Consider the following 24,247-nt stretch of genomic DNA (forward strand, 5'->3'; position numbering starts at 1 on the left):
GATGGTACTGCAGGGGGGACCCTGTGGGAGAGTAGGACGCCGCCGAACAATCATTCAGAAAAGCCCCCGCCGGGTGAACCGGGCGGGGGCTTTTCTGTTGTAGGGTCAACGTGCATTGTCGTGACACAGGACAGGAGGCCTCGGGTGGAGGTCCAGGAGACGCGGGTCCAGACCGATCGCGTCCTCACCATCCCCAACCTGCTGAGCATGGGCCGGTTGGTCGGCGTCCCGGTTTTTCTCTGGCTCATTCTGTGGCCGGTCTTCGGCGGGCCGAAGAACGACGGGTGGGCGCTGCTGATCCTGATGCTCAGCGGAGTCAGCGACTACCTGGACGGAAAACTCGCCAGGCGGTGGGGGCAGATCAGCCGGGTGGGGCAGCTGCTGGATCCGCTGGCGGACCGGCTCTATGTGCTGTCCACGCTCGTCGGATTGACGTGGCGTGAGTTCCTGCCGTGGTGGGTGACGGCGATTCTGCTGGCCCGCGAGGTCTTCATCGCCTCGTTGCTGCCCATTCTGAACCGGCACGGTTACGGGCCGCTCCAGACGAGTTTCCTCGGCAAGGCCGCGACCTTCAATCTGATGTACGCGTTTCCGCTTCTCCTGCTCGGTGGCATCGACAGCTGGATCGCCCGGCCGGCCGAGGTGGTGAGCTGGGCCTTCATTTGGTGGGGGACCACGTTGTACTGGTGGTCGGCGATCCTTTACGCGGTGCAGGCTCGGCAGATCATCAAGGCCGGCCCCGCGGGCTCGGCGTCCACAGCCTGAGACGTGATCTGAGAGAAGTCCCACGCCGCGCCGGTGCGTCGGACGGGACCTTCCGGGTAGAGAACCCTCTGGAACGGTTTGATGGACCTGCAGGTCCACCACCGCGAAGGAGGACGCACCCGTAATGAAAGCCGTAGTAATGGCAGGGGGCGAGGGCACCCGACTCCGCCCGATGACCTCCAGCATGCCGAAGCCGCTGCTTCCGGTCGCGAATATGCCGATCATGGAGCACGTGCTTCGGCTGCTGAAGCGGCACGGCCTCTCCGACACCGTCGTCACCGTGCAGTTCCTGGCGTCACTCGTCAAGAACTACTTCGGTGACGGCGAGGAACTGGGCATGCACCTCACGTATGCCCATGAGGAGACGCCACTAGGCACTGCGGGGAGTGTCAAGAACGCCGAGGACGCGCTCAAGGACGACTCCTTTCTGGTGATCTCCGGTGACGCGCTGACCGACTTCAATCTCACCGAATTGATCGACTTTCACCGCAGTAAGAACGCACTGGTCACGGTCTGTCTCACCAGGGTGCCGAATCCCCTGGAGTTCGGGATCACGATCACCGACGAGGACGGCAGGGTCGAGCGCTTCCTGGAGAAGCCGACCTGGGGCCAGGTCTTTTCCGACACGGTCAACACCGGTATCTACGTGATGGAGCCGGAGGTCTTCGACTACGTCGCCGCGGGTGAGTCCGTGGACTGGTCGAGTGACGTCTTCCCGCAGCTGTTGAAGGAGGGCAAGCGGGTCTACGGCTACGTGGCCGAGGGCTACTGGGAGGACGTGGGCACCCACGAGAGCTACGGCAAGGCCCAGGCGGACGTCCTGGAGGGCAAGGTCGAGGTCGAGCTCGACGGCTTCGAGATCTCGCCGGGCGTCTGGGTGGCGGAAGGGGCGGAGGTCGACCCGGAGGCGGTGCTGCGCGGGCCGCTGTACATCGGGGATTACGCCAAGGTCGAGGCCGGCGTGGAGATCCGCGAGCACACCGTGCTGGGCAGCAACGTGGTGGTCAAGCGCGGTGCCTTCCTGCACAAGGCGGTGGTGCACGACAACGTCTACGTCGGGCCGCAGAGCAATCTGCGCGGCTGCGTGGTCGGCAAGAACACCGACGTGATGCGGGCCGCGCGGATCGAGGACGGCGCGGTGATCGGGGACGAGTGCCTGATCGGCGAGGAGTCGATCATCGGGGCCAACGTCCGGGTCTACCCGTTCAAGACCATCGAGGCCGGCGCCGTCGTCAACACCTCAGTGATCTGGGAGTCGCGCGGCCAGGAGCACCTCTTCGGGGTCCGTGGGGTCTCGGGCATCCTCAACGTCGAGATCACCCCGGAGCTGGCCGTGCGGCTGGCGGGAGCGTACGCCACGACCTTGAAGAAGGGGGCCACCGTCACCATTGCGCGTGACCACTCGCGTGGTGCGCGTGCGCTCAAACGGGCGATGATCTCGGGGCTGCAGACCTCCGCGATCGACGTCCGCGACCTGGAGAACGTGCCGATGCCGGTGGCCCGGCAGCACACCGCGCGAGGGAGCGCGGGCGGGATCTTCCTGCGGACCACTCCGGGGGTGCCGGACTCGTTGGACATCCTCTTCTTCGACGAGCGCGGGGCGGACCTCTCGCAGGCCGGGCAGCGCAAGCTCGACCGGGTCTACGCCCGTCAGGAGTACCGGAGGGCGTTCCCGGGCGAGATCGGGGACCTGACCTTCCCGTCCAGCGTGTTCGACTCCTACGCGGGCAACCTGCTGCGGGCGGTGGACACCACCGGGGTCCGGGAGGCCGGGCTGAAGGTGGTGGTGGACACCGCGCACGGCAGTGCGGGGCTGGTTCTGCCCAGCATCCTCGGCCGGCTCGGGGTGGAGACGCTGACCGTCTCCAGCGGGCTGGACGAGGCGCGGCCCACCGAGGACGCGGAGACCCGACGGGCCGGGCTGGCCAGGCTCGGCGAGCTGGTGGCCTCCTCGCGGGCGGCCTTCGGGGTGCGGTTCGACCCGGTCGGCGAGCGGGTCGCGTTCGTGGACGAGCTCGGCCGGGTGATCGACGACGACCGGGCGCTGCTGGTGCTGCTGGACCTGGTCGCGGCGGAGCGGCGCAGCGGGCAGGTGGCACTGCCGGTGACCACGACCCGGATCGCCGAGCAGGTCGCCGCGTACCACGGGACCCAGGTCATCTGGACCACTACCACGCCGGACGACCTCGCGAAGGCGGCCGCCGCCGAGGGCACGGTGTTCGGCGGGGACGGGCGCGGCGGCTTCGTGGTGCCCGAGTTCAGCGGGGTGCTGGACGGTGCCGCGGCCTTCGTCCGGCTGGTCGGCCTGGTGGCGCGGACCCAGCTAACCCTGAGCCAGATCGACGCGCGGATCCCGCAGGCGCACATCCGGCGGCGGGACATCGCGACGCCGTGGGCGGCGAAGGGCATGGTGATGCGTTCGGTGGTGGAGGCGGCCGGCAGCCGGCGGCTGGACACCACGGACGGGGTCCGGGTCGTCGAGGCGGACGGGCGCTGGACGCTGGTGCTGCCGGACCCGGCCGAGGCGGTCACCCACCTGTGGGCCGAGGGCCCGGACGACGAGGCCACCGACGCCCTGCTCGACGAGTGGGCTGCCGTGGTGGAGGGTGCGGGTCGGTGAGGTCCTGAGCGGACACCCCCTGGACGGCGGGGCGTGCGGTTCCATCCGTACGCCCCGCTGTCCGTTTTCACCTCATTCGGAAGGGTCCGTCACTTTCCGTTGATGTGTGTGGCGTGTGTGCAGCTCAGGGGCCGTGCGCAGGGCCCTCCGCCGTCGTGGGACGATGGTCCGCATGCCAGCGACGCCGACGCCGAGTGCTCCGAACGGACGGTACAACCGCCCGGACGCCTCGATGTCCCTGCTGACCAACGTGATGGACCACAGCCTGGACGAGGGCTACGCCGAGGCGGCCGCGGCCCGGGGCGGTGAGCACGACAGCCGGATACCCCGGACACTGCGCGGACTGCTGACGCTGGGCGCCGGACTGGCGCTGGTCGGGGCCGTGGTCACGGTGGGTGCGGTGAACGCGCACAAGGCGGAGCCGACGCTGGCCAAGGAACGGGACGCGTTGATCCACCGGATCAACGACAGCAACGGTTCGGCGGACCACCTGCAGAAGGAGGTCCAGGACCTGCGGCGCAAGGTCGACGACACCCAGCAGCAGGCACTGGCCTCCGGGGACGCCGGTGGCAGCGGCCTGACCGGTGAGGTCGGGCTGGGGGAGGTCACCGGGCCGGGGGTGAAGCTGGTTCTGGAGGACGCGGCCGGAACCGGTGGTGGGGGCAACGTCGACCCGCGGGCAGGGCAGGGCTTCTCCAACAGCGGGCGGCTGCGCGACCGGGACCTGCAACTGGTGGTGAACGGTCTGTGGGGATCCGGGGCGGAGGCCGTCTCGATCAACGGCCAGCGGCTGACCGCGCTGTCCGCGATCCGGGCCGCCGGCGAGGCGGTGCTGGTGGACAACCGGCCGCTGGTGCCGCCGTACAACATCCAGGCGATCGGGGACGGGCCGAAGCTGCTCAGCGCCTTCGAGAACGACATGGCCGGGCAGTACCTGCGCCTGCTGGAGGAGAAGTACGGCATCAAGTCGACGCTCTCCACCCAGAAGAGCCTGACCCTGCCGGCGGCGGTCGGCGTGTCGCTGCGGAGCGCCCAGCCCGTCACGCCCGAGGCCTCGCCCACGGCGTCCGCGTCGGCGTCCGGTTCGGCGACTCCGTCGGCCGGTCCGAGCGGGACGCCGTCGGGCGGCCCGGGAACCTCGGAGAGCCCCGTCGCGTCCGTTTCACCGTCCGCGCCCGGCGCCGGGCCGTCCGCGAAGCGGCGTCCGTCCGGCGGATCGACCAAGACCACCACAGGGACAGGAGCAGCTAGACCGTGATTGCCGTACTGGGTCTCGTGATCGGGGTGGTCGTCGGGCTCTTCGTCCAACCCGAGGTGCCCGACGCCGTCGTGCCCTACCTGCCGATCGCGGTGGTGGCGGCGCTGGACGCGGTGTTCGGCGGCGTCCGGGCGATGCTGGACGGGATCTTCAACGACAAGGTCTTCATCGTCTCGTTCCTGTCGAACGTGGTGGTTGCCGCGCTGATCGTCTTCCTGGGCGACCAGCTGGGCGTCGGCTCGCAGCTGTCCACGGGTGTGGTCGTCGTCCTCGGCATCCGCATCTTCTCCAACGCGGCGGCGATCCGGCGCCATGTCTTCCGTGCCTGAGCCGGGCCGCGAGGCGGCGGAGGAGCGGGCGAAGGCAACGGACCCGGCGGTGCAGGAGACCGCCGCGGAGCCGGGCGGGAACGCGGTCGGGAAGGCTCCGGAGGAGCCGCCGGGGAAGGTCGTCGAGGAGGCCGCGGCGGAGGCCGGGACCGACCTGGGGGAGCCCGGAGCCGCCGGGGAGCCGGCGGAGTCTGAGGCTGAGGCTGAGCTTGAGACCGGGGCGGCGGAGCCGGCTGCGCCGGTGCGGCTGACCAAGGCGGCCGCACCCGGGACGACGGCCGAGCCTCGGCCGGCGCTCGCCGAGGGGCGGGCCGACGTGCCGTCGGAAGCCGCGGAGCCGGAGGACGTCGAGCAGCCCGATTCCGTCGAGGAGTCGGAGGGAGCCGGGGAGCCGGAGGGAGCCGAGGAGCCGCCCGCCGTGGACCGGCACGCCGGTCGGCGGCGGTTGAAGGCGGCGATCTGGCCGCCGCGGCTGTCGCGCGGGCAACTGGTGGTGGCGCTGCTGCTGTTCTCGCTCGGGCTGGGGCTGGCGATCCAGGTGCGGTCGACCAACGACCACCACAACCAGCTGCGCGGGGCCCGCCAGGAGGACCTGGTCCGGATCCTCGACGAACTGGACAGCCGTCAGCAGCGTCTGCAACAGGAGAAGGCCGAGCTCGAGCAGTCCCTGGGCAAGTTGGAGAACAGCTCCAACCAGGCCAAGGAGGCCCAGGAGCAGACCAGGAAGAAGATGACGGAACTGGGTGTGCTGGCCGGTACGGTCAAAGCCACTGGTCCGGGCATCGTCCTCACGGTCGATGACCCCCAAGGGCAGGTGAAGGCGGATATGCTGCTGGACACCCTGCAGGAACTTCGAGCGGCGGGGGCGGAGGCGATTCAGATCAACGATGTGCGCGTGGTGGTCAACACCTACTTCACCGACCTGTCGGGCGGTGGGGTGCAGATCGACGGGAAGAAGGTCTCGCAGCCCTATCGGTTCACCGTCGTGGGGAACCCGCAGGACCTGACACCCGCGCTGAACATCCCGGGGGGCGTCGTGCGCACCCTGGAGAGCCACCAGGCGCGGGCGACGATCACCCAGCAGCAGAAGGTGGTCGTGGACGCCCTGGTGGATCTGAAGACGCCGCAGTACGCCAAGCCGGCTTCGAAGTGACGGGGCGCTCGACGAACGGCCCGTCACGGGCCCGCGGCACCCGGTGCGGGGTGTCGTCGTCGCGTGGGAGAGACTGGTTCGCACCAGTACGCTCCGTAGCACCAACCGCAGCACCACACGTCGGAGTACCGCTCCAGCAGGCCCGAGCCGCAATCGGGCCCGCAGCCTGTCCGAGGTTCTCACCCTGCCCCGCGGGCGGGTCTGTCACACGCAAGGGGATTCGCCCGTGAGTTTCTTCTCGAAGTTGTTCGGTCGCAACAAGGGTCGCGACGCGGCCGCCGTCGAGGCGCCGACCGCCCGGCACCGCCGGGCGGAGGACGAGCCCGCGGTGCCGGGCATGCGCCCTGCCCCCGAGGCGGGTCAGTACGCCGGACAGCAGCTGTACCGGGACGGTGCCGCGCAGTACGCCGGGAATCCGGCGGGCTACGGCGCGTCGGTTGACCCCTCCGGCGACCCGCGCATAGGTTTCCCGTCAGCACCCTCAACCTCTGGTGGAGGGTTTGCCCCGGACCCGTACGCCGGGCACAACCCGTCGGGTGTGCCGCGCCAGGAGGCTGTGAACATGGCTGGCCCCACTCCGTGCCCCAGGTGCGGCAACCAGAACCCGGCCGCGGCCCGCTTCTGTTCCAACTGCGGTACGGCGCTGCGCGGCGGGCTGCTGCCGGAGGGGGCGGCGGAGACCACCTCGACGATCTCGATCTCCGGCCTGGAGTCCTACGACCCGTCCGCGACCACCGGTACCGGTACCACGCCGGCGCTGTCGGCCGAGGTGCTGTCGGCGATCGACGCGCTGCCGCCGGGCTCGGCGCTGCTGATCGTCCAGCGCGGTCCGAACTCGGGCAGCCGGTTCCTGCTGGACTCGGACGTCACCACGGCGGGGCGTCACCCGCAGGGTGACATCTTCCTGGACGACGTCACGGTCTCTCGCCGCCACGTGGAGTTCCGCCGCACCCCGGCCGGATTCAGCGTCGCGGACGTGGGCAGCCTGAACGGCACCTACGTCAACCGGGAGCGGATCGACGAGGTGCCGCTGAACAACGGCGACGAGGTGCAGATCGGGAAGTACCGGCTGGTGTTCTTCGCCGGCCACAACCGGGGGTACTGAAACCAACGTCGGCAGGAGCCCGAGTGAATACGAATACTCCTTCCTCTTCTCTCGGGGCGGCCAACCCTGCGTCGTCGTCCGGTCCGCAGTCGGACCGCGGCGGGCGCGGGGTGGTCGCGGCCCCCAGGCAGCCGGTCCGTCCGGACCGGCCCGCCGGCCGACGGCGCGGTGGTGACGAACTGCTGAGCATCGGCGCGGTGCTGGCCTTCCTGCGCGACGACTTCCCCGAGGTGACCATCTCCAAGATCCGCTTCCTGGAGGCGGAGGGGCTGGTCGAGCCGCAGCGCACCCCCTCGGGGTACCGCAAGTTCAGCCCCTCCGACGTGGAGCGGCTGGCCTACGTCCTGCGGATGCAGCGGGACCACTACCTGCCGCTGCGGGTGATCCGCGAGCACCTGGACGCGATCGAGCGGGGTGAGGCCCCGCCCGCGCTGCCGGCCGCCGACGCCCGGCCCGGCCCGCTGGAGGAGGCCGACCGCGAGCTGGTGGCCTCGGCCGAGGTCGCCTCCGGGGTCCGGCTGGGGCGGGCCGAGCTGCTGGCCGCCGCCGGGGCGGGGGAGCCGGAGCTGGCCGAGTGGGAGGCGTACGGGCTGGTCGCGCCGGGCCCGGACGGCGGGTACGACGGGGAGGCGCTCCAGGTGGCCCGGCTGGTGGCCGAACTCGGCCGGTACGGGCTGGAACCGCGGCACCTGAGGGCGATGAAGGCGGCGGCGGACCGCGAGATCGCCTTGGTGGAGCAGGTGGTGGCGCCGCTGCGCCGGCACCGGAACCCGCAGACCCGGGCGCACGCGGAGGCCACCGCACGGGAGCTGGCCACGCTGTCGGTGCGGCTGCACGCGGCCATGGTGCAGGCCGGTCTGCGGCCTCGCTCCTAGGGCGTCGGGATGCCGTCCGCGGGGCCGGTGCACCGCGCTGACCAGCGGCGTCGGCCCTGCGCTTTCATATCCGGGGTCGGAGCCATAGGGTTGCCTGTGTGAATGAGCTCGACGTCGTGGGTGTCCGAGTGGAGATGCCTTCCAACCAGCCGATCGTGCTGCTTCGGGAGGTCGGGGGAGATCGATACCTGCCGATCTGGATCGGCCCCGGCGAGGCGACCGCGATCGCCTTCGCCCAGCAGGGCATGACTCCGGTGCGCCCGCTGACGCACGACCTGTTCAAGGACGTCCTGGAAGCGCTCGGCCAGCAGCTCACCGAGGTCCGGATCACCGACCTGCGGGAGGGCGTGTTCTACGCCGAGCTGGTGTTCGCCGGCGGGGTCGAGGTGAGCGCCCGGCCGTCCGACGCGATAGCGCTGGCCCTGCGCACCGGCACGCCGATCTACGGGAGCGAGGAGGTGCTCGCGGAGGCGGGCATCGCGATCCCGGACGAGCAGGAGGACGAGGTCGAGAAGTTCCGCGAGTTCCTCGACCAGGTGTCGCCCGAGGACTTCGGGGGCGGCGGCCCCCAGTAGGGTGCCTGTCCGGCCGGGGCTGGTCGGCCCTTGAGCGTGCCGTTTTGCCAAAATCCGTCCACCTACCCACACTAGGGGCACGAAAAACCACTCTCCTGAGTGATGTGGTTTGTCTGGCCCGGCGTGGCGATCGTTGACGGGTCATAGGGGACTGCCTACCGTCAGGAGTGGCTGTCCGGGTGGCCGATGCCCGCAGTCGGTTGCCCGCAGCACGAGTGGACGGAGGTAGGCATGAGCAGCACCGGCGATGACGCGGCCGTGGGAGGCCTGTGCGCCGTGCACATGCCGCGCACCGCTCGCACCGTGGCGGACCTGCCCAGGATGAGCAGGTTCCCGGCCGTGCAGCCGGGCCAGCCCGCGATCGAGCGGCTGGCCCCGACGTCCGAACTGATCGGCTTCCGCGGCCCGACGGCCTGTGCGGCGGCCGGCATCACGTACCGCCAGCTGGACTACTGGGCCCGCACCGGGTTGTTGGAGCCCAGCGTCCGCACCGCGTACCCGGCGACCAGTCAGCGGCTCTACAGCTTCCGCGACGTGCTGCTGTTGAAGATCGTCAAGCGGCTGCTCGACGCCGGCGTCTCGCTGCAGAACATCCGGGTGGCCGTCGCCCATCTGCAGGCGGCCGAGCAGGCCGATCTGGCCGGGCTGACGCTCATGTCCGACGGTGCGACGGTGTACGAGTGCACCACGCCGCAGCACGTGGTCGACCTGTTGAAGGGCGGTCAGGGGGTGTTCGGCATCGCGGTCGGAGCGGTCTGGCAGGAGCTGGAGCTGACCCTCGGTCGACTGCACGCGGAGCGGACCGACACCGGCGAGACGCTGGTCGGCGACGATCCGGCGGACGAGCTGGCGCAGCGGCGCAACCGGGCGGTCTGACCGGCAGCACTTCCACGGGGCCGTGGGCCGGAGCGGGGAACCGTTCCGGCCCACGGCCTCGTCGTGTTGCCTGGTGAAACGATCGAGGGAGGGGCACGTGGAGGTCGGCACCGGGATATCGGAGCTGCTGCGGCGTCGGGCCGGCGGGGTGCGGGTGCGGCTGCGGGAGCGCCGTACGCAGCGCAGGGTCTTCCAGGCGACGACGCTGCTCTGCTCGCTCGCGCTGGCGCCCAGCGCCTGGCTCTGGTTCGGGGCGGGGGACCGGGTCGGCACCGTGGAGAGCGCGCCCTCGGCTCCGGTGGCGGTGGTCTTCGGCGCCGGGCTGGACCAGGGCGAGCCGTCGCCGTACCTGGAGCACCGGCTGGTGGCGGCGCTCGACCTGTACCGGGAGGGCAAGGTCAAGGCCATCCTGGTGACCGGGGACAACGGGCGGATCGAGTACGACGAGCCGGACGCGATGTACCGCTACCTGACCGCGCACGGCGTCCCCGGGGACCGGGTGGTGCGGGACTACGCGGGCTTCGACACCTGGAACTCCTGCACCCGGGCGCACCGGATCTTCGGGGTGGACCGCGCGGTGCTGGTCAGCCAGGACTTCCACGTCCGGCGGGCGCTGGCGCTGTGCGAGGCGGCGGGGATCCGCTCGTACGCGGTCGGGGTGCCGGAGGCGCACGACGCCACCTGGCTGTACGGCGGGCTGCGGGAGGTCGCCGGGGCGGGCAAGGCGGCCGTGAACGTCTGGCTGCGGCCGGACCCGGTGTTCCTCGGGCCCAAGGAGGACGGCATCCCGAAGGCGCTGGCGGAGGCCGCGAAGCAGTAACCGGGGGGCGGCGGGCGCGGGGCGTCGGCCGGGTTCGTACGCACTGTCGGACCCGTGCGCGATGATCGGCGGGTGCGATCTCTGCCGAGCATCATCCACCTCGACATGGACGCCTTCTTCGCGGCGGTGGAGCAGGCGGCCAAGCCGAGCCTGCGCGGGAAGCCGGTGATCGTCGGCGGGCTCGGCGGGCGCGGGGTGGTCTCCACGGCCTCGTACGAGGCGCGGCGGTTCGGGGTGCACTCGGCGATGCCGATGGCCCAGGCGCGGCGGCTGTGCCCCAATGCGGCCTTCCTGTCCGGGCGGTTCGAGGCGTACCGGCAGAACAGCGAGATCGTCATGGGGCTGCTGCGCCGACTGTCGCCGCTGGTGCAGCCGTTGAGCCTGGACGAGGCCTTCGTCGACCTGGAGGCCGGTCCGTACGGTCCGGTGCTGTCGGAGGCGGACCACGAGACCGGGGAGCGGCTGGTGCTGGCCCTGGCGGAGGACCTCCGGGCGGACATCCAGCGGCTCACCGGGCTGACCGGCTCGGTGGGGGCGGCGGGCTCCAAGCTGATGGCGAAGATCGCCTCCGAGCAGGCCAAGCCGGATGGGCTGGTGCTGATCGAGCCGGGGCAGGAGCGGGCCGTGCTCGGCCCGATGCCGGTCCGGGCGCTGCCCGGGATCGGGCCGGCCACCGAACAGGTGCTGCGGCGGGCCGGGCTGAGCACGGTGGCGGACCTCGCGGAGGCGGGGGAGGCGGAGCTGGTCCAGCTGCTCGGGCGGGCGCACGGCACCGGGGTCTTCCACATGTCGATAGGGCTGGACGAGCGGCCGGTGGTAGCCGACCAGGACGCCAAGTCGGTCTCGGTGGAGGACACCTACGAGGTGGACCTGGCCGACCGGGACCGGGTGCTGCGGGAGGTGGAGGCGCTGGCCGGGCGGTGCGTCCGGCGGCTGCGCTCGGCCGGGCGCTCGGGGCGGACGGTGGTGCTCAAGGTGCGGCGGTTCGACTTCTCCACGCTGACCCGCTCGGAGACCCTGGGCGGGCCCACCGACGACGAGGCGGTGATCACGGCGACGGCCCGGCGCCTCGCCGAACAGGTGGACATCACCGGCGGGGTGCGGCTGCTCGGGGTGGGCGTGGCCCAACTGGCCGACTACACCCAGGAGGACCTCTTCGCGCAGGCGCTGCGGGAGGAGGCGGCGGAGCACGCCGAGGTGGCCGAGGCGGCGGTGGCCGAGGAGGAGCCGGAGGAGGTCGTGGTGCGGCGCTGGATGCCCGGACAGGACGTCCGGCACGCCGAGCTGGGGCCGGGGTGGGTGCAGGGCAGCGGGGTGGGGCGGGTGACGGTGCGGTTCGAGACGCCGTGGAGCGGGCCGGGGCGGGTGCGGACCTTCGCGGTGGACGATCCGGCGCTGGAGCCGGCCCGGCCGCTGCCGTTGCGGCAGCCGGAGGAACCGGAGCAGCCGGAGGAGCCGGACGCGCAGGAGGACTGAGGCGGGCGGGGGCGCGGGACGCACCGGCGCGGGAACGCGGAACGAGCTGGGAACGCGGAACGAGCTGGAACGCGGAACGGCCCCACCCGGTAGGAGTACCGGGTGGGGCCGCATTCCGTGCCGGGCCCCGGACGGTCGTGATGCCCTCGCGACCGGGCGGAGGCCCGGGCCCGCGCGTCCTGTCCCTGAACGCGCGGGCCGGACGCCTCGTCAGGCGTCGGTCTTGGCCAGCTCGGGGCTGGAGTCCTGCCGGGCCGCGCCGCCGGCGACGGTGGCGGCCGGCTTGGTGGTGCGGATCAGGAACGGGACGGCGCCGGCGATGACGCAGACGGCGGCCGTGACCCAGAACGCGTGCTTGTAGGCGTCCAGCGTGGGCAGCAGCACCGGGATCTTGATCGGGAGCTTCATGGTGTCGCCGGTCAGGATCGCGGTCATCACGGCGGTGCCGATCGCGCCGCCGACGGTGCGGAGCACGGAGTTCATGCCGTTGGCGATGCCGCTCTGCTCGACCGGGACGGCGCCGTTGATGAAGGCGGGCATCGCGGCGAAGGCGAGGCCGATGCCGAGGCCGAAGATCGCGGAGGCGGTGTAGATGTCGCCTTCGGCGCTGTGCCGCAGGGCCAGGTAGGCCATCGCGATCGCGCCGAGGACGCCACCGAGGACCAGCGGCAGGCGCGGGCCGCGGCGGGCGATCAGCAGGGCGCCGATCGGGGCGGCGACCATCGAGCCGATCGCGGACGGCAGCAGCATCACACCGGCGTGCAGCACGGTCGCGGTGAAGCCGTAGTGGGCCAGCTTCTCCGGGGTCTGGGAGAAGTTGCTGATGACCATGAACGAGCCGTACATGCCGAAGCCGATCAGCAGGCCGGCCAGGTTGGTGAAGGCGACGGCCGGGCGGCCCATCATCTTGAGGTCCACCAGCGGGTGGGCGACCTTGGTCTCGATGACGCCCCAGATCAGGGCGACCACCGCGGCGACGGCGAACAGGCCGAGGGTCTTGGTGGAGGTCCAGCCCCAGTGGTTGCCCTGGCTGACCGCGACCAGCAGGGCGGAGAGCCAGGCGGCCAGGGTGAGCGCGCCGAGCGGATCGGCGCCACCCTCCTTGTCGGTCACCGGGTCGGTCGGGACCCGGAAGGCGACCAGGGCGACGGCGAGCAGGCCGAAGGCCAGGCCCATCCAGAAGATCGACTTGTAGTTCCAGTGCTCCAGCAGCAGGCCGGTCGCGACCAGGCCGAGGCCGGAGCCGACACCCATCGAGGCGCTGATGGCGGCGACGCCGCCGGTCACCTTCTGCTTGGGCAGCTCGTCACGGACGATGCTGATCGCCAGCGGCATCACGCCACCGCCGGCGCCCTGGAGGACGCGGGCGACGATCAGCCAGGTGAAGGAGTGGGTGCAGACCGCCAGCGCCGAACCGGCGACCAGGCCGGCCAGCGAGATCAGCAGCATGGGCTTGCGGCCCCGGAGGTCGCCGAAGCGGCCCAGCAGGGGAGTCAGCACGGCGGCGGACAGCAGGTTGGCGGTCATCAGCCAGGTGATGTTCGACCCGGAGACGTCCAGTTCCTTGGCCAGCGACGGCAGGATCGGGACGACCGCGGTCTGCACCACGCTGAACGACAGCATCGCCAGGATGAGGGCCGGCAGGACCCGGGCGTTGCTCTGCTTCTCGGCCGCGGTGGTGGGCTTTACTGCCTCACTCACGGTTGCTTCCTCCCGTACATAGTGAATGAACTCAAGTAACTGTGCGGGGGATAGTTCAGGTTGTCAAATATCGAGTGGTTAAGGTTTGGCAAAGTGGGGAACTGTGGCGCACGACGAGGGCCCCGGACCGGAGTCCGGGGCCCTCGTGGGATCGCTGCGATCGTGGGATCAGCGGAGATCGGGGAGTTCGGGGGAGGTCAGGCCAGCGGGCGCAGGGCGGCGGGCCGGGAGCCGTCGGCGGCGTGGACGAGCGGGTCGTCCGCCTCGTCCGGCGCGGGGGCGGCCGTGTCGTCGTGGACCTCGACGTGCTCGCGGCGGAGCTCGTCCCGGACCACCTCCTCCTCGGTGTAGCGCTCCACCACCAGGCGGACCCGCTCGACCGGGGCGAGGTACTTGCGGACCACCGGCCGCTCCTCACGGAGGGTGACCTCTTCGACCGCCTCGGCGATCTCCTTCTCGGTCAGCGAGGCCCGCTCGGCGTCGCTGACCGGAATCCGCTCCACCCGGACCCGCTCGCGGACCACCGGGACGCGGCGCTCGACCTGCTCACTGGTCACGTACTTGCGCAGCTTCGCGCTGCCCAGCACGTGCCACTCGGTGGTGATGTCCAGCCGCTCCTCGCGGCAGGTGATCTCGACCGGGCCGCTGGGGGCCGAGGAGGCGGCGGTGCCGTTCGCGGCCGGGGTGGTGGCGGCGGGCTGCGGCTTCGGCTCGACCAGGTGGGCGGCGGCCGGCGCGGGGGCGGTGCCGTTGGCGATCGGTGCGGGGGTGCTGAGGGTCCGCACGTGGGCCTCCGTGGCGGTGTCGGTGCTGGTGTGGGTCGTGCCGGTGCTGGTCATGGTGGTGGTCGTGCCCGTCACGGTCGTGGTCGGGGCGGGGTCGGGGGAGTGGAAGGCGATCGGCCTGGCGGCCGCGGCGGCCGTGGTGGTGCCGAAGTCGAGGTCCGGCCGGTCGTCCCTGGCGGGTTCCGCGGCCGCCGGACGGCCGTCCACGGGGGTGTCGAGGCCGTAGTAGCGGTAGAGCTGGAGCTCCTGGGCCGGCGAGAGGTGCTGGCCCACGCCGAAGTCCGGCGAGTCCTTCACCAGCGACTTGTCGTACGGCACCCGGAGTTCGTCGCCGGAGAACTCGCTCGTGGTGAGCGGGACGAAGGCGTCCCGGCCGAAGATGCCGGTGCGGACGGCCGCCCACTCCGGATGCCCGGTGGCGTCGTCCAGATACACCTCGTCCACCGTGCCGATCTTGTCCCCGTTGCGGTCGACCGCCTTGTGGCCGATGAGGTCCCTGGGGTCGATGTCGGTCTGCACTCTTTCCTCCAAGCGCTGCGCCTGCGGAACTCCCGCGGGTGAGGCGGTCGGAGCACCCGTCCTCTCCGCCACTTCACACCAAAAGCCATCAATCGGACGTGCGCGACCGGGGTGCGCCGGACGGGCTTCGCGCTGGGCCGTCCGGGGGACGCGCGTAGACCCGGAGTGACCCGACGCACCCGTGATCGGAAGGCCGCCCGCTGGTACCCTGGGCCGCGACCGCCGAGCCCGCTCGGGAGAGTCCTCGACAGTGAAAACCGCTGGTCGGGGCGCCGAAGGAGCAACTCCTCCCCGGAATCTCTCAGGCATCCGTACCGTGCGGGATAGGTCACTCTGGAAAGCAGGGCAGGACCGCCGGCGCGGGAGCCGACGATCACCACCCTCACCGACGGTGCAAGCCGACGGCGCGCCACCGCGCGGCGTGCGGGCGAAGCTCTCAGGTCCCGATGACAGAGGGGGAGGCCTTACGGGTCCGCCCGCCCAGGTCGGTCCGCTGTCCGCAGCGGCGCGACCGGCCGGCGTGCGCACCCCCGCCGGTCCGTGACCAGGAGGCCTCGACCACCATGAACGCCCAGCCGAACGCGGGACGCCACACCAGCGCCTCGACCCTCACCGAGCTTGAGCTGGCCAGCCCCTTCGAGAACCGCCACATCGGCCCCGACGCCGCCGCGCAGGAGAAGATGCTGGCCTCCGTCGGCTACGGCTCGCTGGACGAGCTCGCCGCCACCGCCGTTCCCGAGGCGATCCGCTCCATCACCGCCCTGGACCTGCCCGCCGGCCGTAGCGAGGCCCAGGTCCTCGCCGAGCTGCGCGAGCTGGCCGGCCGCAACCAGGTGCTCCAGCCGATGATCGGCCTGGGCTACTACGGCACCTTCACCCCGCCGGTGATCCTGCGCAACGTCATGGAGAACCCGGCCTGGTACACCGCGTACACCCCGTACCAGCCGGAGATCTCGCAGGGCCGCCTGGAGGCCCTGCTCAACTTCCAGACCCTGGTCTCCGACCTGACCGGCCTGCCCACCTCCGGCTCCTCGCTGCTGGACGAGGGCACCGCGGCCGCCGAGGCGATGGCGCTGGCCCGCCGTGTCACCAAGGTCAAGGGCGGCGTCTTCCTGGTCGACGCCGAGACCCTGCCGCAGACCGTCGCGGTGATCAACACCCGCGCCGTGCCGACCGGCGTCGAGGTCGTCGTCGCCGACCTGTCCGAGGGCATCCCGGCCGAGATCGCCGAGCGCGGCGTCTTCGGCGTGCTGCTGCAGTACCCGGGCGCCACCGGCGTGGTCCGCGACCTCACCCCGGTGATCGAGCAGGCGCACGGCCTGGGCGCGATCGTCGCCGTCGCCGCCGACCTGCTGGCGCTGACCCTGCTCAAGTCCCCGGGCTCGCTGGGCGCCGACATCGCCTGCGGCACCTCGCAGCGCTTCGGCGTCCCGATGGGCTTCGGCGGCCCGCACGCCGGCTACCTCTCGGTGCGCGCCGAGTACGCCCGCTCGCTGCCCGGCCGCCTGGTCGGCGTCTCCGTCGACGCCGACGGCAACCGCGCCTACCGCCTGGCCCTGCAGACCCGCGAGCAGCACATCCGCCGCGAGAAGGCCACCAGCAACATCTGCACCGCCCAGGTGCTGCTCGCCGTGATGGCCTCGATGTACGCCGTCTACCACGGCCCGGACGGCCTGGCCGACATCGCCCGCCGCACCCACCGCTACGCCGCCGCCCTCGCCGAGGGCCTGCGGGCCGGCGGCGTCGAGCTGCTGCACGGCGAGTTCTTCGACACCGTCACCGCCGTCGTCCCGGGCCGCGCCGCCGAGATCGCCGCCGCCGCCCGCGCCAACGGCATCAACGTGTTCCAGGACGGCGAGGACCGGATCTCGGTCTCCACCGACGAGACCACCACCCGCGAGCACCTGGCCGGCGTCTGGGCCGCGTTCGGCGTCCCCGCGGTCGAGGTCGCCGAGGCCGCCGACGCGCTGCCGGCCGCGCTGCTGCGCGAGGACGAGTACCTGACCCACCCGGTCTTCCACAGCCACCGCTCGGAGACCGCCATGCTGCGCTACCTGCGCCGCCTGTCGGACCGGGACTACGCGCTGGACCGCGGCATGATCCCGCTGGGCTCCTGCACCATGAAGCTCAACGCCACCACCGAGATGGAGGCGGTGACCTGGCCGGAGTTCGGCCAGCTGCACCCCTTCGCGCCGGTCGACCAGGCCGCGGGCTACCTGACCCTGATCCGTCAGCTGGAGCAGCAGCTGGTCGAGGTCACCGGCTACGACGCCGTCTCGATCCAGCCGAACGCCGGCTCCCAGGGCGAGCTGGCCGGCCTGCTGGCCGTCCGCGCCTACCACCACGCCAACGGCGACACCCAGCGCGACGTCTGCCTGATCCCGTCCTCGGCGCACGGCACCAACGCCGCCTCCGCGGTGATGGCCGGCATGCGCGTGGTCGTGGTGAAGACCCTGGTCGACGGCGACGTGGACGTCGAGGACCTCAAGGCCAAGATCGAGCAGCACCGTGACAACCTGTCGGTGCTGATGGTCACCTACCCGTCCACCCACGGCGTGTACGAGACCCAGATCACCGACATCTGCGCCCTGGTGCACGAGGCCGGCGGCCAGGTGTACGTCGACGGTGCCAACCTGAACGCCCTGGTCGGCCTGGCCAAGCCGGGCAAGTTCGGCGCGGACGTCTCGCACCTGAACCTGCACAAGACCTTCTGCATCCCGCACGGCGGCGGCGGCCCGGGCGTCGGCCCGGTCGCGGTGCGCGCCCACCTGGCGCCGTACCTGCCGAACCACCCGCTCCAGGAGGAGGCCGGCCCGGCCACCGGTGTCGGCCCGATCTCGGCCGCGCCGTGGGGCTCGGCGGCGATCCTGCCGATCTCCTGGGCGTACGTCCGGCTGATGGGCGGGGAGGGCCTCAAGCGCGCGACCCAGGTCGCCGTGCTGAACGCCAACTACATCGCCAAGCGCCTGGCGCCGCACTTCCCGGTGCTCTACACCGGCCCGGGCGGGCTGGTCGCGCACGAGTGCATCATCGACCTGCGCCCGCTGACCAAGGACACGGGCGTGACGGTGGACGACATCGCCAAGCGCCTGATCGACTACGGCTTCCACGCGCCGACGATGTCCTTCCCGGTGGCCGGCACGCTGATGATCGAGCCGACCGAGTCCGAGGACCTGCACGAGATCGACCGGTTCTGCGACGCGATGATCGAGATCCGCGGCGAGATCGACAAGGTCGGCTCGGGCGAGTGGGCGGCCGACGACAACCCGCTGCGCAACGCCCCGCACACCGCCGCCGCGCTGGCCGGCGACTGGGCGCACGGCTACTCGCGGCAGGAGGCGGTCTTCCCGGCGGGTGTGAACCCGGCGGACAAGTACTGGCCGCCGGTGAGCCGGATCGACGGCGCGTACGGTGACCGCAACCTGGTCTGCTCCTGCCCGCCGCTGGACGAGTACGGCGTCTGAGCGGACGCGCGGTAGGCAGGACGCGCGGTGAGCGAGCGGACAGGGCCTCGGCAGAACGTTTCTGCCGGGGCCCTGCCCTTTGCGCCGGTCGGCCGGGCTCGGGCTGCGGGGGCTCAGGCCGCGTGGGCGACCGGGCGGCGCGGGGCGATCACCCGGCCGTCGGGCAGCAGTTCGCCGGTGTCCTCGAACAGGACGACACCGTTGCAGAGCAGGCTCCAGCCCTGCTCCGGGTGGCAGGCCACCGGCTCGGCCGCTTCGCGGTCCTCGGACTCGGCCGTCGGGCACTCAGGACGGTGCTGGCACATACGCGTACCCTCGCTTCGCTCTGCGATCCTCCCCGTGGTGCGGTCCCCGGAGGTCGAGCCGTCCGGGGCCGCCGTGGTGGTCGGATCCTGTCCGGGTGCCGGCCGGGTTTGGCCAGCACTCAAGTGGGTAGGACAGGGGGTCCTTCCACGCTGGTTCCCAGTGTCGGCATCTGCGGACGCCCGCGCAGCGATTTCGTGACATGCGCCACAACTCCAGGGCAGAGATCACCCGTTCAGGTGGGGCCGGGGAGGAATCGCGCACTGGTGGGCCACTCGGGGTCTGGCCCGAGCGGGCCATGGCGGATGGCCCGTCCGGGTGGTGGCCGTTCGGGTGATGGCGGCGGGCGGGGTGGGCGCGGCGAAGGGCCGTCGGGCGCGGTGCCCGACGGCCGGTGCGGGCGTGCCCTCAGGGGGAGCCGAGCAGCAGGGATCCGGCCAGCGGGGCGCGGGCGAGCAGCGGGAGCAGTTCGGCGGCCGGGTAGGCGCGGTGCGCGGTGACGCCGAGCGGGGCCGGGGCCAGTGGGATCAGCAGGTCGGCGGACGGGCCGGCGTCGGGGCTGTGCAGCCAGAGCGCGGTGGCGTACTGGCCGGGGAAGGTGAGCAGTCGGGGCTGGCAGCGGGAGCGGGATCCCTGGGCGAGCTGCCAGGCCTCGCGCAGCGCCCGGACGGTGGAGGAGAGGTACGGGCCGGCGGTGAAGTGGGAGAAGGTGTGGCCCTCGGGGCTCTGTACGACCTCGGCGGCGGCGGCCACGTCCGGGCCGTCCTTGATCAGGAAGCGCCAGCCGGTGCGCCGGGCGGCCGGCAGCTCGGGGCGCGGGCCGTCCAGGACGTGCACCGCGAGCGGGTGCGCGGGGAGCAGTGGGCCGTTCGGGTGACGTAGCGCGGCGGCGGCGGGCTGGCGCAGCGCGGTCTCCGAGTCGAGTGCGCCGAGGACCGCGCGCAGGGCACTCGGTGGGGGCTGGGGGGTCTGCAGGGTCATGGCGGGATCCGCCTCTCCAAGCGAGATCGGCGTGCGAGTGCGGCATACCGGCGCGGCTCGGCGCGTCCACGGTGACGGGGGCCGGCCTTGTCCGGTTGTGCAGGATCGCGGCGCCGGCGCGGTCTCCGCCCTCGACGAGGGACTCGGGGCGGGAGTGGACCGGCCGGAGCGCAGTGCGAACTCAGCGGTTCATCGAACAAATGCGCAGGGTGATCTGTTTATCACAGGCGGTGGCGGCGAGCAAGTCTGCAGATGGCCTGAATTACCGTCAGATGCCTTGCAATGCAAGCCAGTACAAGCATTCGGGTATCGATCTTCGAGGTGGGCATGATGCTGGCACGGTCGACCGGCCGGGTGTCTCAGGAGGAGGGGACCGTGGGCGAGAAGGTCGTGGCGACACGGGCGGATCTGGCGGACCGGCAGCAGTACCGGCTCAAGCTCCAGGCCTGCCTCGACGCGCTCGGGCGGATGCTGCGCGAGGACCGCTTCGACCGGCCGAGGGCCGTGATGGGGCTGGAGATCGAGCTCAACCTGGCCGACGAACAGGGCCTGCCGGTCATGCGCAACGCCCAGGTGCTGAGTGCGATCGGGTCCAGCGACTTCCAGACCGAACTGGGCCAGTTCAACATCGAGGTCAACATCGTGCCGCACCGGCTCTGCGGGCACGTCTTCGAGGAACTGCGCGAGGAGATCGACACCGGTCTGCGGTACGCCGACCGGCAGGCGGCCGAGGCCGGCGCCCGGATCGTCATGGTGGGCATCCTGCCGACCCTGGAGAACGACCACACCGGGCTGGACGCGATGAGCCACAACCAGCGGTACAGCCTGCTCAGCGACCAGATACTGGCCGCCCGGGGGGAGGACATCGCGCTGGACATCGAAGGCGTGGAGCACCTCCAGCTGGAGTCCGTCACGATGGTCGCCGAGGCCGCCGCGACCTCGCTGCAACTGCACCTCCAGGTGACCCCGCAGCGGTTCTCCTCGGTGTGGAACGCCGCCCAGGCGATCTGCGGGCCGCAGCTCGCGCTCGGCGCCAACTCCCCCTTCCTGTTCGGGCGGGAGCTGTGGCGGGAGACCCGTCCGGTGCTCTTCCAGCAGGCCTGTGACACCCGTTCGGCGGAGCTCAAGGCCCAGGGCGTGCGCCCGATCACCTGGTTCGGCGAGCGCTGGGTGGACTCGGCGTACGACCTGTTCGAGGAGAACCTGCGCTACTTCCCGGCGCTGCTGCCGATCTGCGACGACGAGGACCCGCTCAAGGTGCTGGCCTCCGGCGGCGCGCCCAGGCTCGCCGAGATGCGGCTGCACAACGGCACCATCTACCGCTGGAACCGCCCGGTGTACGACGTCTCCGGCGGGGTCGCGCACCTCCGGGTGGAGAACCGGGCGCTGCCGGCCGGGCCGACGGTGGCCGACACACTGGCCAACGCCGCCTTCTACTACGGGCTGGTGCGGGTGCTCGCCGAGCAGCCCCGGCCGGTCTGGACCCGGCTGCCGTTCGAGCGGGCGGACGAGAACTTCCGCCAGGGCGCCCGGTACGGCATCGACGCGGTGTTCCAGTGGCCGCGCCCCGGCCGGGCCGGCCGCGGCGGCGGGCTGCAGACGGTGTCGGCGGTCGACCTGGTGCTCAACGAACTGCTGCCGATGGCCTACCAGGGGCTGGACGAGTGGGGCGTGGAGCCCGCCGACCGGGACCGTTACCTGGGGATCATCGAGCAGCGCTGCCTGCGCCGCACCAACGGCGCCGCCTGGCAGAGCGCCACCTTCCACCGGCTGCGCGAGCAGTACGGCATGGACCGCCCGGCCGCCCTCGCCGCGATGACCAGGCGCTACGCCGAGCACATGCGCGGCGGCGAACCGGTGCACACCTGGCCGGTGGGCTGAGCCCGCCGCTGTGTCAGGATGATCGCCCCGGTCGTCGGCCGACGACCGGGGCGACCGTCCGTCCGCTGGAGCACCCGTGACGACCCGCCCGACCGCGCCGGAGACCGCGCAGCCCGACCGACGCCTGCTCGGCGTGGAACTGCTGGTCGTCCTCGGCCTCTCGCTCGGGGCCAGTGGGATCAGCGCGCTGATCAGCTTCGCGGGCTCGCTCACCGCACCGCTCCAGCTCGGGCAGCAGGTCGCCACCCTGAACGGCTCGCGCGCGCCCGGGCGGCCCTGGCTGGACCTGGTCTGGCAGCTGTACTACATCGGGCGCGGGCTGATGCCGGTGGTGCTGGTCGGCTACCTGCTGGTGCGCGAGGGCACCTCGCTGCGGGTGCTGGGCTTCGACCTGCGGGAGAAGCTGCGCGACCTCGGCCGGGGGGCGGCCGTCGCGGCGGCGATCGGCGGCTCCGGGCTGGCGCTGTACCTGGCCTCGCAGGCGGCCGGGTACAACCTGACGGTGGCGCCCTCCGGACTGCCGGACGTGTGGTGGCGGGTGCCGGTGCTGGTGCTGTCGGCCTGGCAGAACGCGATCCTGGAGGAGGTCGTCGTCCTCGGCTACCTGCTGCGCCGCCTGGGGCAGCAGGGGTGGTCGTGGCCGGCGGTGGTGGCGGCCAGCTCGGTGCTGCGCGGCTCGTACCACCTGTACCAGGGGGTCGGCGGGCTGGTCGGCAACATGGTGATGGGGGCGGTGTTCTGCCTGCTGTACCGGCGCTGGGGCCGGGTGATGCCGCTGGTGGCGGCGCACGCGCTGATCGACACGGTGGCCTTCGTCGGGTACGCGCTGCTCGCCGGGCACGTCAGCTGGCTGCCGACCCCGTGACCGGTGATCCCGGCAGGGACTGGCGGCGCGGCGGGCGGGCGAGCAGCCGGTCGACGTGCCGTCGCTCCAGGCCCTGGCCGGGGTCGATCGGCAGCAGCAGGCGGTCCCGGCGCCACTGCGAGCGGCGGACCAGCCGGGACGGGATGACGTCGTCCACCCAGGCGAACGGGCGGCCCTCGGCGTAGCGCAGCAGCGGGGCCCACTTGCGGGCCGAGAACAGCTGCATCAACGGGACGTGCGGGTCGCCGGGTTGGGGGACGTACCCGGTGAAGCGGACGAAGGGCAGCGGGTCCAGGCCGATCGCCGGGGCGATGTGGGTGTTGGCGTGCTCCTCCCAGGTGGTGGCCCAGACCAGCTCGTACGTCCCGGCGAGTTCGCGCAGCCAGGCACCGTGCTCGGCGGAGAGCAGGACGGCGTAGCCGAGCAGGGTGTGGGCGTCGAACCCGGCGTCCGGATGCGGACAGACCGGGTTCAGCACCCCGTCGACGTCCAGGAACAGCAGTGGCTTCGGCACCGGTGGGCCCCCAAGTGGATGGATCTACCTACCCGGTCGGACGAACCGTCGGCCCCGATGGTTGCTTTCCGACGGGCGCACGCGGGGCGCACAGGGCGCTCACGGCGCGGGCGCGGGTTCTCCGGCTGGCACCGGTGCGTCCGGGGTGCTTCCGCGCGGGTCGCGGCGGGAGAGCCGGCGGATCTGCGGGTCGATCAGGACGACGGCGCTCAGCAGCAGGCACAGCGCGGCACAGGCCCACAGCGCGCCGGACAGGCCGAGTACGGCCGCGGCCGGGCCGGCCAGCGCGGTGCCGACCGGGGCCAGCGAGTAGGAGCCGAGCTCGTCGTACGCGGAGACCCGGGAGAACATCTCCTCCGGGATCTCCTGCTGGAGCACGACCATCCAGTTGACGCCGAAGACCGTGACACCGACCCCGGACACGAACATCGCGGCGATCAGCAGCGGCAGCGGGGCGCCGGCGGCCAGGGCGAGGGCCGGGGCGCCGAACAGGAACACGCCCCAGTTGCCGACCAGCAGGATCCGGCGGGGGCGCCAACGGGCCATCAGCAGGCCGGTGACGACCAGGCCGACGCCGTACGCGGACATCGCCGCGCCCCAGGCGCCCGCGCCGCCCAGGCGTTCGTCGGCCACCGTCGGCCCGTACACCGACTCGACGGTGTTGATGCAGGCCACCACCACGGCGAACTGCAGCACGATCACCCACAGCCAGCGGCGGGAGGAGAACTCCCGCCAGCCCTCGCGCAGGTCGCGCAGCATGCCGCCGCCGGAGGGGGCGGGTGCGGACTCGGGCTCCAGGAAGAAGCGCAGCGAGGCGGCGATCAGGAAGCAGACGGCGTCCAGCGCGAGGACCCAGCCGGGGCCGACGGCGGCGGTGAGCGCCCCGCCGAGGGCGGCGCCGCCGATCTGGGAGGCGTTCAGGCCCATCCGGAAGACCGCGAAGGCGCGGGCGGCGTGCTCCTGGGGGACGGCCTGCATGATCATGCCGCCGGCCGCGGGGGAGTAGAGGGCGTAGCCGGCGCCGCCGGCGGCCGAGAGCACCAGCAGCTGCCACAGCTGGACGTTCCCGGCCAGCACCAGGGCGGCCAGGACGGCCTGGGAGGCGCCGCTGAACAGGTTGGCGGCGACCATCACGTGGTGGCGCGGCAGCCGGTCGGCGAGGGTGCCGCCGACCAGCAGGAACAGCACGGTGGGCAGCAGCCGCGCGGCGGTGACGTAGCCCACCTCGGTGGCGCCGCCGCCGTTGCCGAGGACGGCGAAGGCGGTCGCGATGGGGGCGCCGGCGTTGCCGAGGCCGCTGATCACGGTGGCGGCGGTCTGGATGCGGAAGTTGCGGCTCGCCCAGGTGAGGCGGCGGGGGTGTGGGGTCGGCACCCGGGTGA

The 24,247-nt window shown here is 72.1% G+C and carries 20 protein-coding genes and 1 riboswitch; of the genes, 14 read left to right on the forward strand and 6 right to left on the reverse strand.

The window, feature by feature from the left end; all coding sequences use genetic code 11:
* Positions 1–144: 144 nt before the first annotated feature.
* The 11 genes from ACIQWA_RS38060 (at position 145) to ACIQWA_RS38110 (ending at position 11,852) form a co-directional block, all read left to right on the forward strand.
* Positions 145–765 carry a CDP-alcohol phosphatidyltransferase family protein gene (locus tag ACIQWA_RS38060; RefSeq protein WP_360242282.1) on the forward strand — a complete coding sequence of 207 codons (621 nt, stop codon included), beginning with the start codon at positions 145–147 and terminating at the stop codon, positions 763–765.
* 124 nt (positions 766–889) lie between these two features.
* The gene (locus ACIQWA_RS38065) at positions 890–3,385 is read left to right on the forward strand and encodes a mannose-1-phosphate guanyltransferase (protein WP_360242285.1); all 2,496 of its coding nucleotides are present in this window, start codon (positions 890–892) and stop codon (positions 3,383–3,385) included.
* 172 nt (positions 3,386–3,557) lie between these two features.
* Positions 3,558–4,643 carry a DUF881 domain-containing protein gene (locus tag ACIQWA_RS38070; RefSeq protein WP_360242288.1) on the forward strand — a complete coding sequence of 362 codons (1,086 nt, stop codon included), beginning with the start codon at positions 3,558–3,560 and terminating at the stop codon, positions 4,641–4,643.
* A complete protein-coding gene (locus ACIQWA_RS38075; RefSeq protein WP_030062488.1) occupies positions 4,640–4,972 on the forward strand; it encodes a small basic family protein in 333 nt (110 codons plus the stop codon). Before ACIQWA_RS38070 ends, ACIQWA_RS38075 begins: the two co-directional genes overlap by 4 nt.
* A 49-nt stretch (positions 4,973–5,021) precedes the next feature.
* Entirely contained in the window at positions 5,022–6,125 is a 1,104-nt protein-coding gene (locus ACIQWA_RS38080) for a DUF881 domain-containing protein (protein ID WP_402490969.1), read from the forward strand.
* A 562-nt stretch (positions 6,126–6,687) separates the two neighbouring features.
* Positions 6,688–7,230 (forward strand): FHA domain-containing protein, encoded by a 543-nt coding sequence (locus tag ACIQWA_RS38085; protein WP_360242294.1) that lies wholly within the window; start codon positions 6,688–6,690, stop codon positions 7,228–7,230.
* A gap of 182 nt (positions 7,231–7,412) precedes the next feature.
* Positions 7,413–8,105, forward strand: a complete 693-nt coding sequence (locus ACIQWA_RS38090; RefSeq protein WP_402491071.1) for a MerR family transcriptional regulator — start codon at positions 7,413–7,415, stop codon at positions 8,103–8,105.
* Positions 8,106–8,203: 98 nt separating this feature from the next.
* Entirely contained in the window at positions 8,204–8,680 is a 477-nt protein-coding gene (locus tag ACIQWA_RS38095; RefSeq protein WP_030062493.1) for a bifunctional nuclease family protein, read from the forward strand.
* 231 nt (positions 8,681–8,911) lie between these two features.
* On the forward strand, positions 8,912–9,556 hold the full coding sequence (locus ACIQWA_RS38100; protein ID WP_360242297.1) for a MerR family transcriptional regulator: 645 nt from the start codon (positions 8,912–8,914) through the stop codon (positions 9,554–9,556).
* A gap of 97 nt (positions 9,557–9,653) precedes the next feature.
* On the forward strand, positions 9,654–10,376 hold the full coding sequence (locus ACIQWA_RS38105) for a vancomycin high temperature exclusion protein (RefSeq protein WP_402490973.1): 723 nt from the start codon (positions 9,654–9,656) through the stop codon (positions 10,374–10,376).
* Positions 10,377–10,448: 72 nt separating this feature from the next.
* Complete coding sequence (locus ACIQWA_RS38110; RefSeq protein ID WP_402490976.1) at positions 10,449–11,852, forward strand: DNA polymerase IV; 1,404 nt, start codon at positions 10,449–10,451, stop codon at positions 11,850–11,852.
* Between the two features lie 210 nt (positions 11,853–12,062).
* On the opposite strand, the gene ACIQWA_RS38115 is transcribed toward ACIQWA_RS38110, so the two are convergent.
* Together ACIQWA_RS38115 and ACIQWA_RS38120 are read right to left on the reverse strand one after the other, a co-directional pair.
* A complete protein-coding gene (locus tag ACIQWA_RS38115; protein WP_360242306.1) occupies positions 12,063–13,553 on the reverse strand; it encodes an MFS transporter in 1,491 nt (496 codons plus the stop codon).
* Between the two features lie 197 nt (positions 13,554–13,750).
* On the reverse strand, positions 13,751–14,857 hold the full coding sequence (locus ACIQWA_RS38120; protein WP_402490980.1) for a PRC and DUF2382 domain-containing protein: 1,107 nt from the start codon (positions 14,855–14,857) through the stop codon (positions 13,751–13,753).
* A gap of 223 nt (positions 14,858–15,080) precedes the next feature.
* A riboswitch (glycine riboswitch) is annotated at positions 15,081–15,184 on the forward strand.
* A 236-nt stretch (positions 15,185–15,420) separates the two neighbouring features.
* Between ACIQWA_RS38120 and gcvP the strand changes: the two genes are divergently transcribed.
* Complete coding sequence (gene gcvP, locus ACIQWA_RS38125; RefSeq protein ID WP_402490983.1) at positions 15,421–18,321, forward strand: aminomethyl-transferring glycine dehydrogenase; 2,901 nt, start codon at positions 15,421–15,423, stop codon at positions 18,319–18,321.
* A 113-nt stretch (positions 18,322–18,434) separates the two neighbouring features.
* Here the strand turns inward: gcvP and ACIQWA_RS38130 are convergent, their stop codons facing one another.
* Together ACIQWA_RS38130 and ACIQWA_RS38135 are read right to left on the reverse strand one after the other, a co-directional pair.
* The gene (locus tag ACIQWA_RS38130) at positions 18,435–18,626 is read right to left on the reverse strand and encodes a DUF5999 family protein (protein WP_402490986.1); all 192 of its coding nucleotides are present in this window, start codon (positions 18,624–18,626) and stop codon (positions 18,435–18,437) included.
* A gap of 406 nt (positions 18,627–19,032) precedes the next feature.
* The gene (locus tag ACIQWA_RS38135) at positions 19,033–19,605 is read right to left on the reverse strand and encodes a hypothetical protein (protein ID WP_402490988.1); all 573 of its coding nucleotides are present in this window, start codon (positions 19,603–19,605) and stop codon (positions 19,033–19,035) included.
* A 375-nt stretch (positions 19,606–19,980) separates the two neighbouring features.
* On the opposite strand from ACIQWA_RS38135, the gene ACIQWA_RS38140 reads away from it, so the two are divergent.
* Together ACIQWA_RS38140 and ACIQWA_RS38145 are read left to right on the forward strand one after the other, a co-directional pair.
* The gene (locus ACIQWA_RS38140) at positions 19,981–21,486 is read left to right on the forward strand and encodes a glutamate--cysteine ligase (RefSeq protein WP_360242321.1); all 1,506 of its coding nucleotides are present in this window, start codon (positions 19,981–19,983) and stop codon (positions 21,484–21,486) included.
* A 76-nt stretch (positions 21,487–21,562) separates the two neighbouring features.
* Positions 21,563–22,351 (forward strand): CPBP family intramembrane glutamic endopeptidase, encoded by a 789-nt coding sequence (locus ACIQWA_RS38145; RefSeq protein ID WP_360242324.1) that lies wholly within the window; start codon positions 21,563–21,565, stop codon positions 22,349–22,351.
* On the opposite strand, the gene ACIQWA_RS38150 is transcribed toward ACIQWA_RS38145, so the two are convergent.
* Both ACIQWA_RS38150 and ACIQWA_RS38155 read right to left on the reverse strand, forming a co-directional pair.
* Positions 22,329–22,865 (reverse strand): HAD domain-containing protein, encoded by a 537-nt coding sequence (locus tag ACIQWA_RS38150; protein ID WP_402490991.1) that lies wholly within the window; start codon positions 22,863–22,865, stop codon positions 22,329–22,331. The genes ACIQWA_RS38145 and ACIQWA_RS38150 overlap by 23 nt on opposite strands.
* A gap of 99 nt (positions 22,866–22,964) precedes the next feature.
* Positions 22,965–24,239 (reverse strand): MFS transporter, encoded by a 1,275-nt coding sequence (locus ACIQWA_RS38155; RefSeq protein ID WP_402490994.1) that lies wholly within the window; start codon positions 24,237–24,239, stop codon positions 22,965–22,967.
* Positions 24,240–24,247 lie beyond the last annotated feature (8 nt).

Origin of the sequence: Kitasatospora sp. NPDC098652, assembly GCF_044760155.1 — a bacterium.
In the GTDB taxonomy this organism is placed as follows: domain Bacteria; phylum Actinomycetota; class Actinomycetes; order Streptomycetales; family Streptomycetaceae; genus Kitasatospora.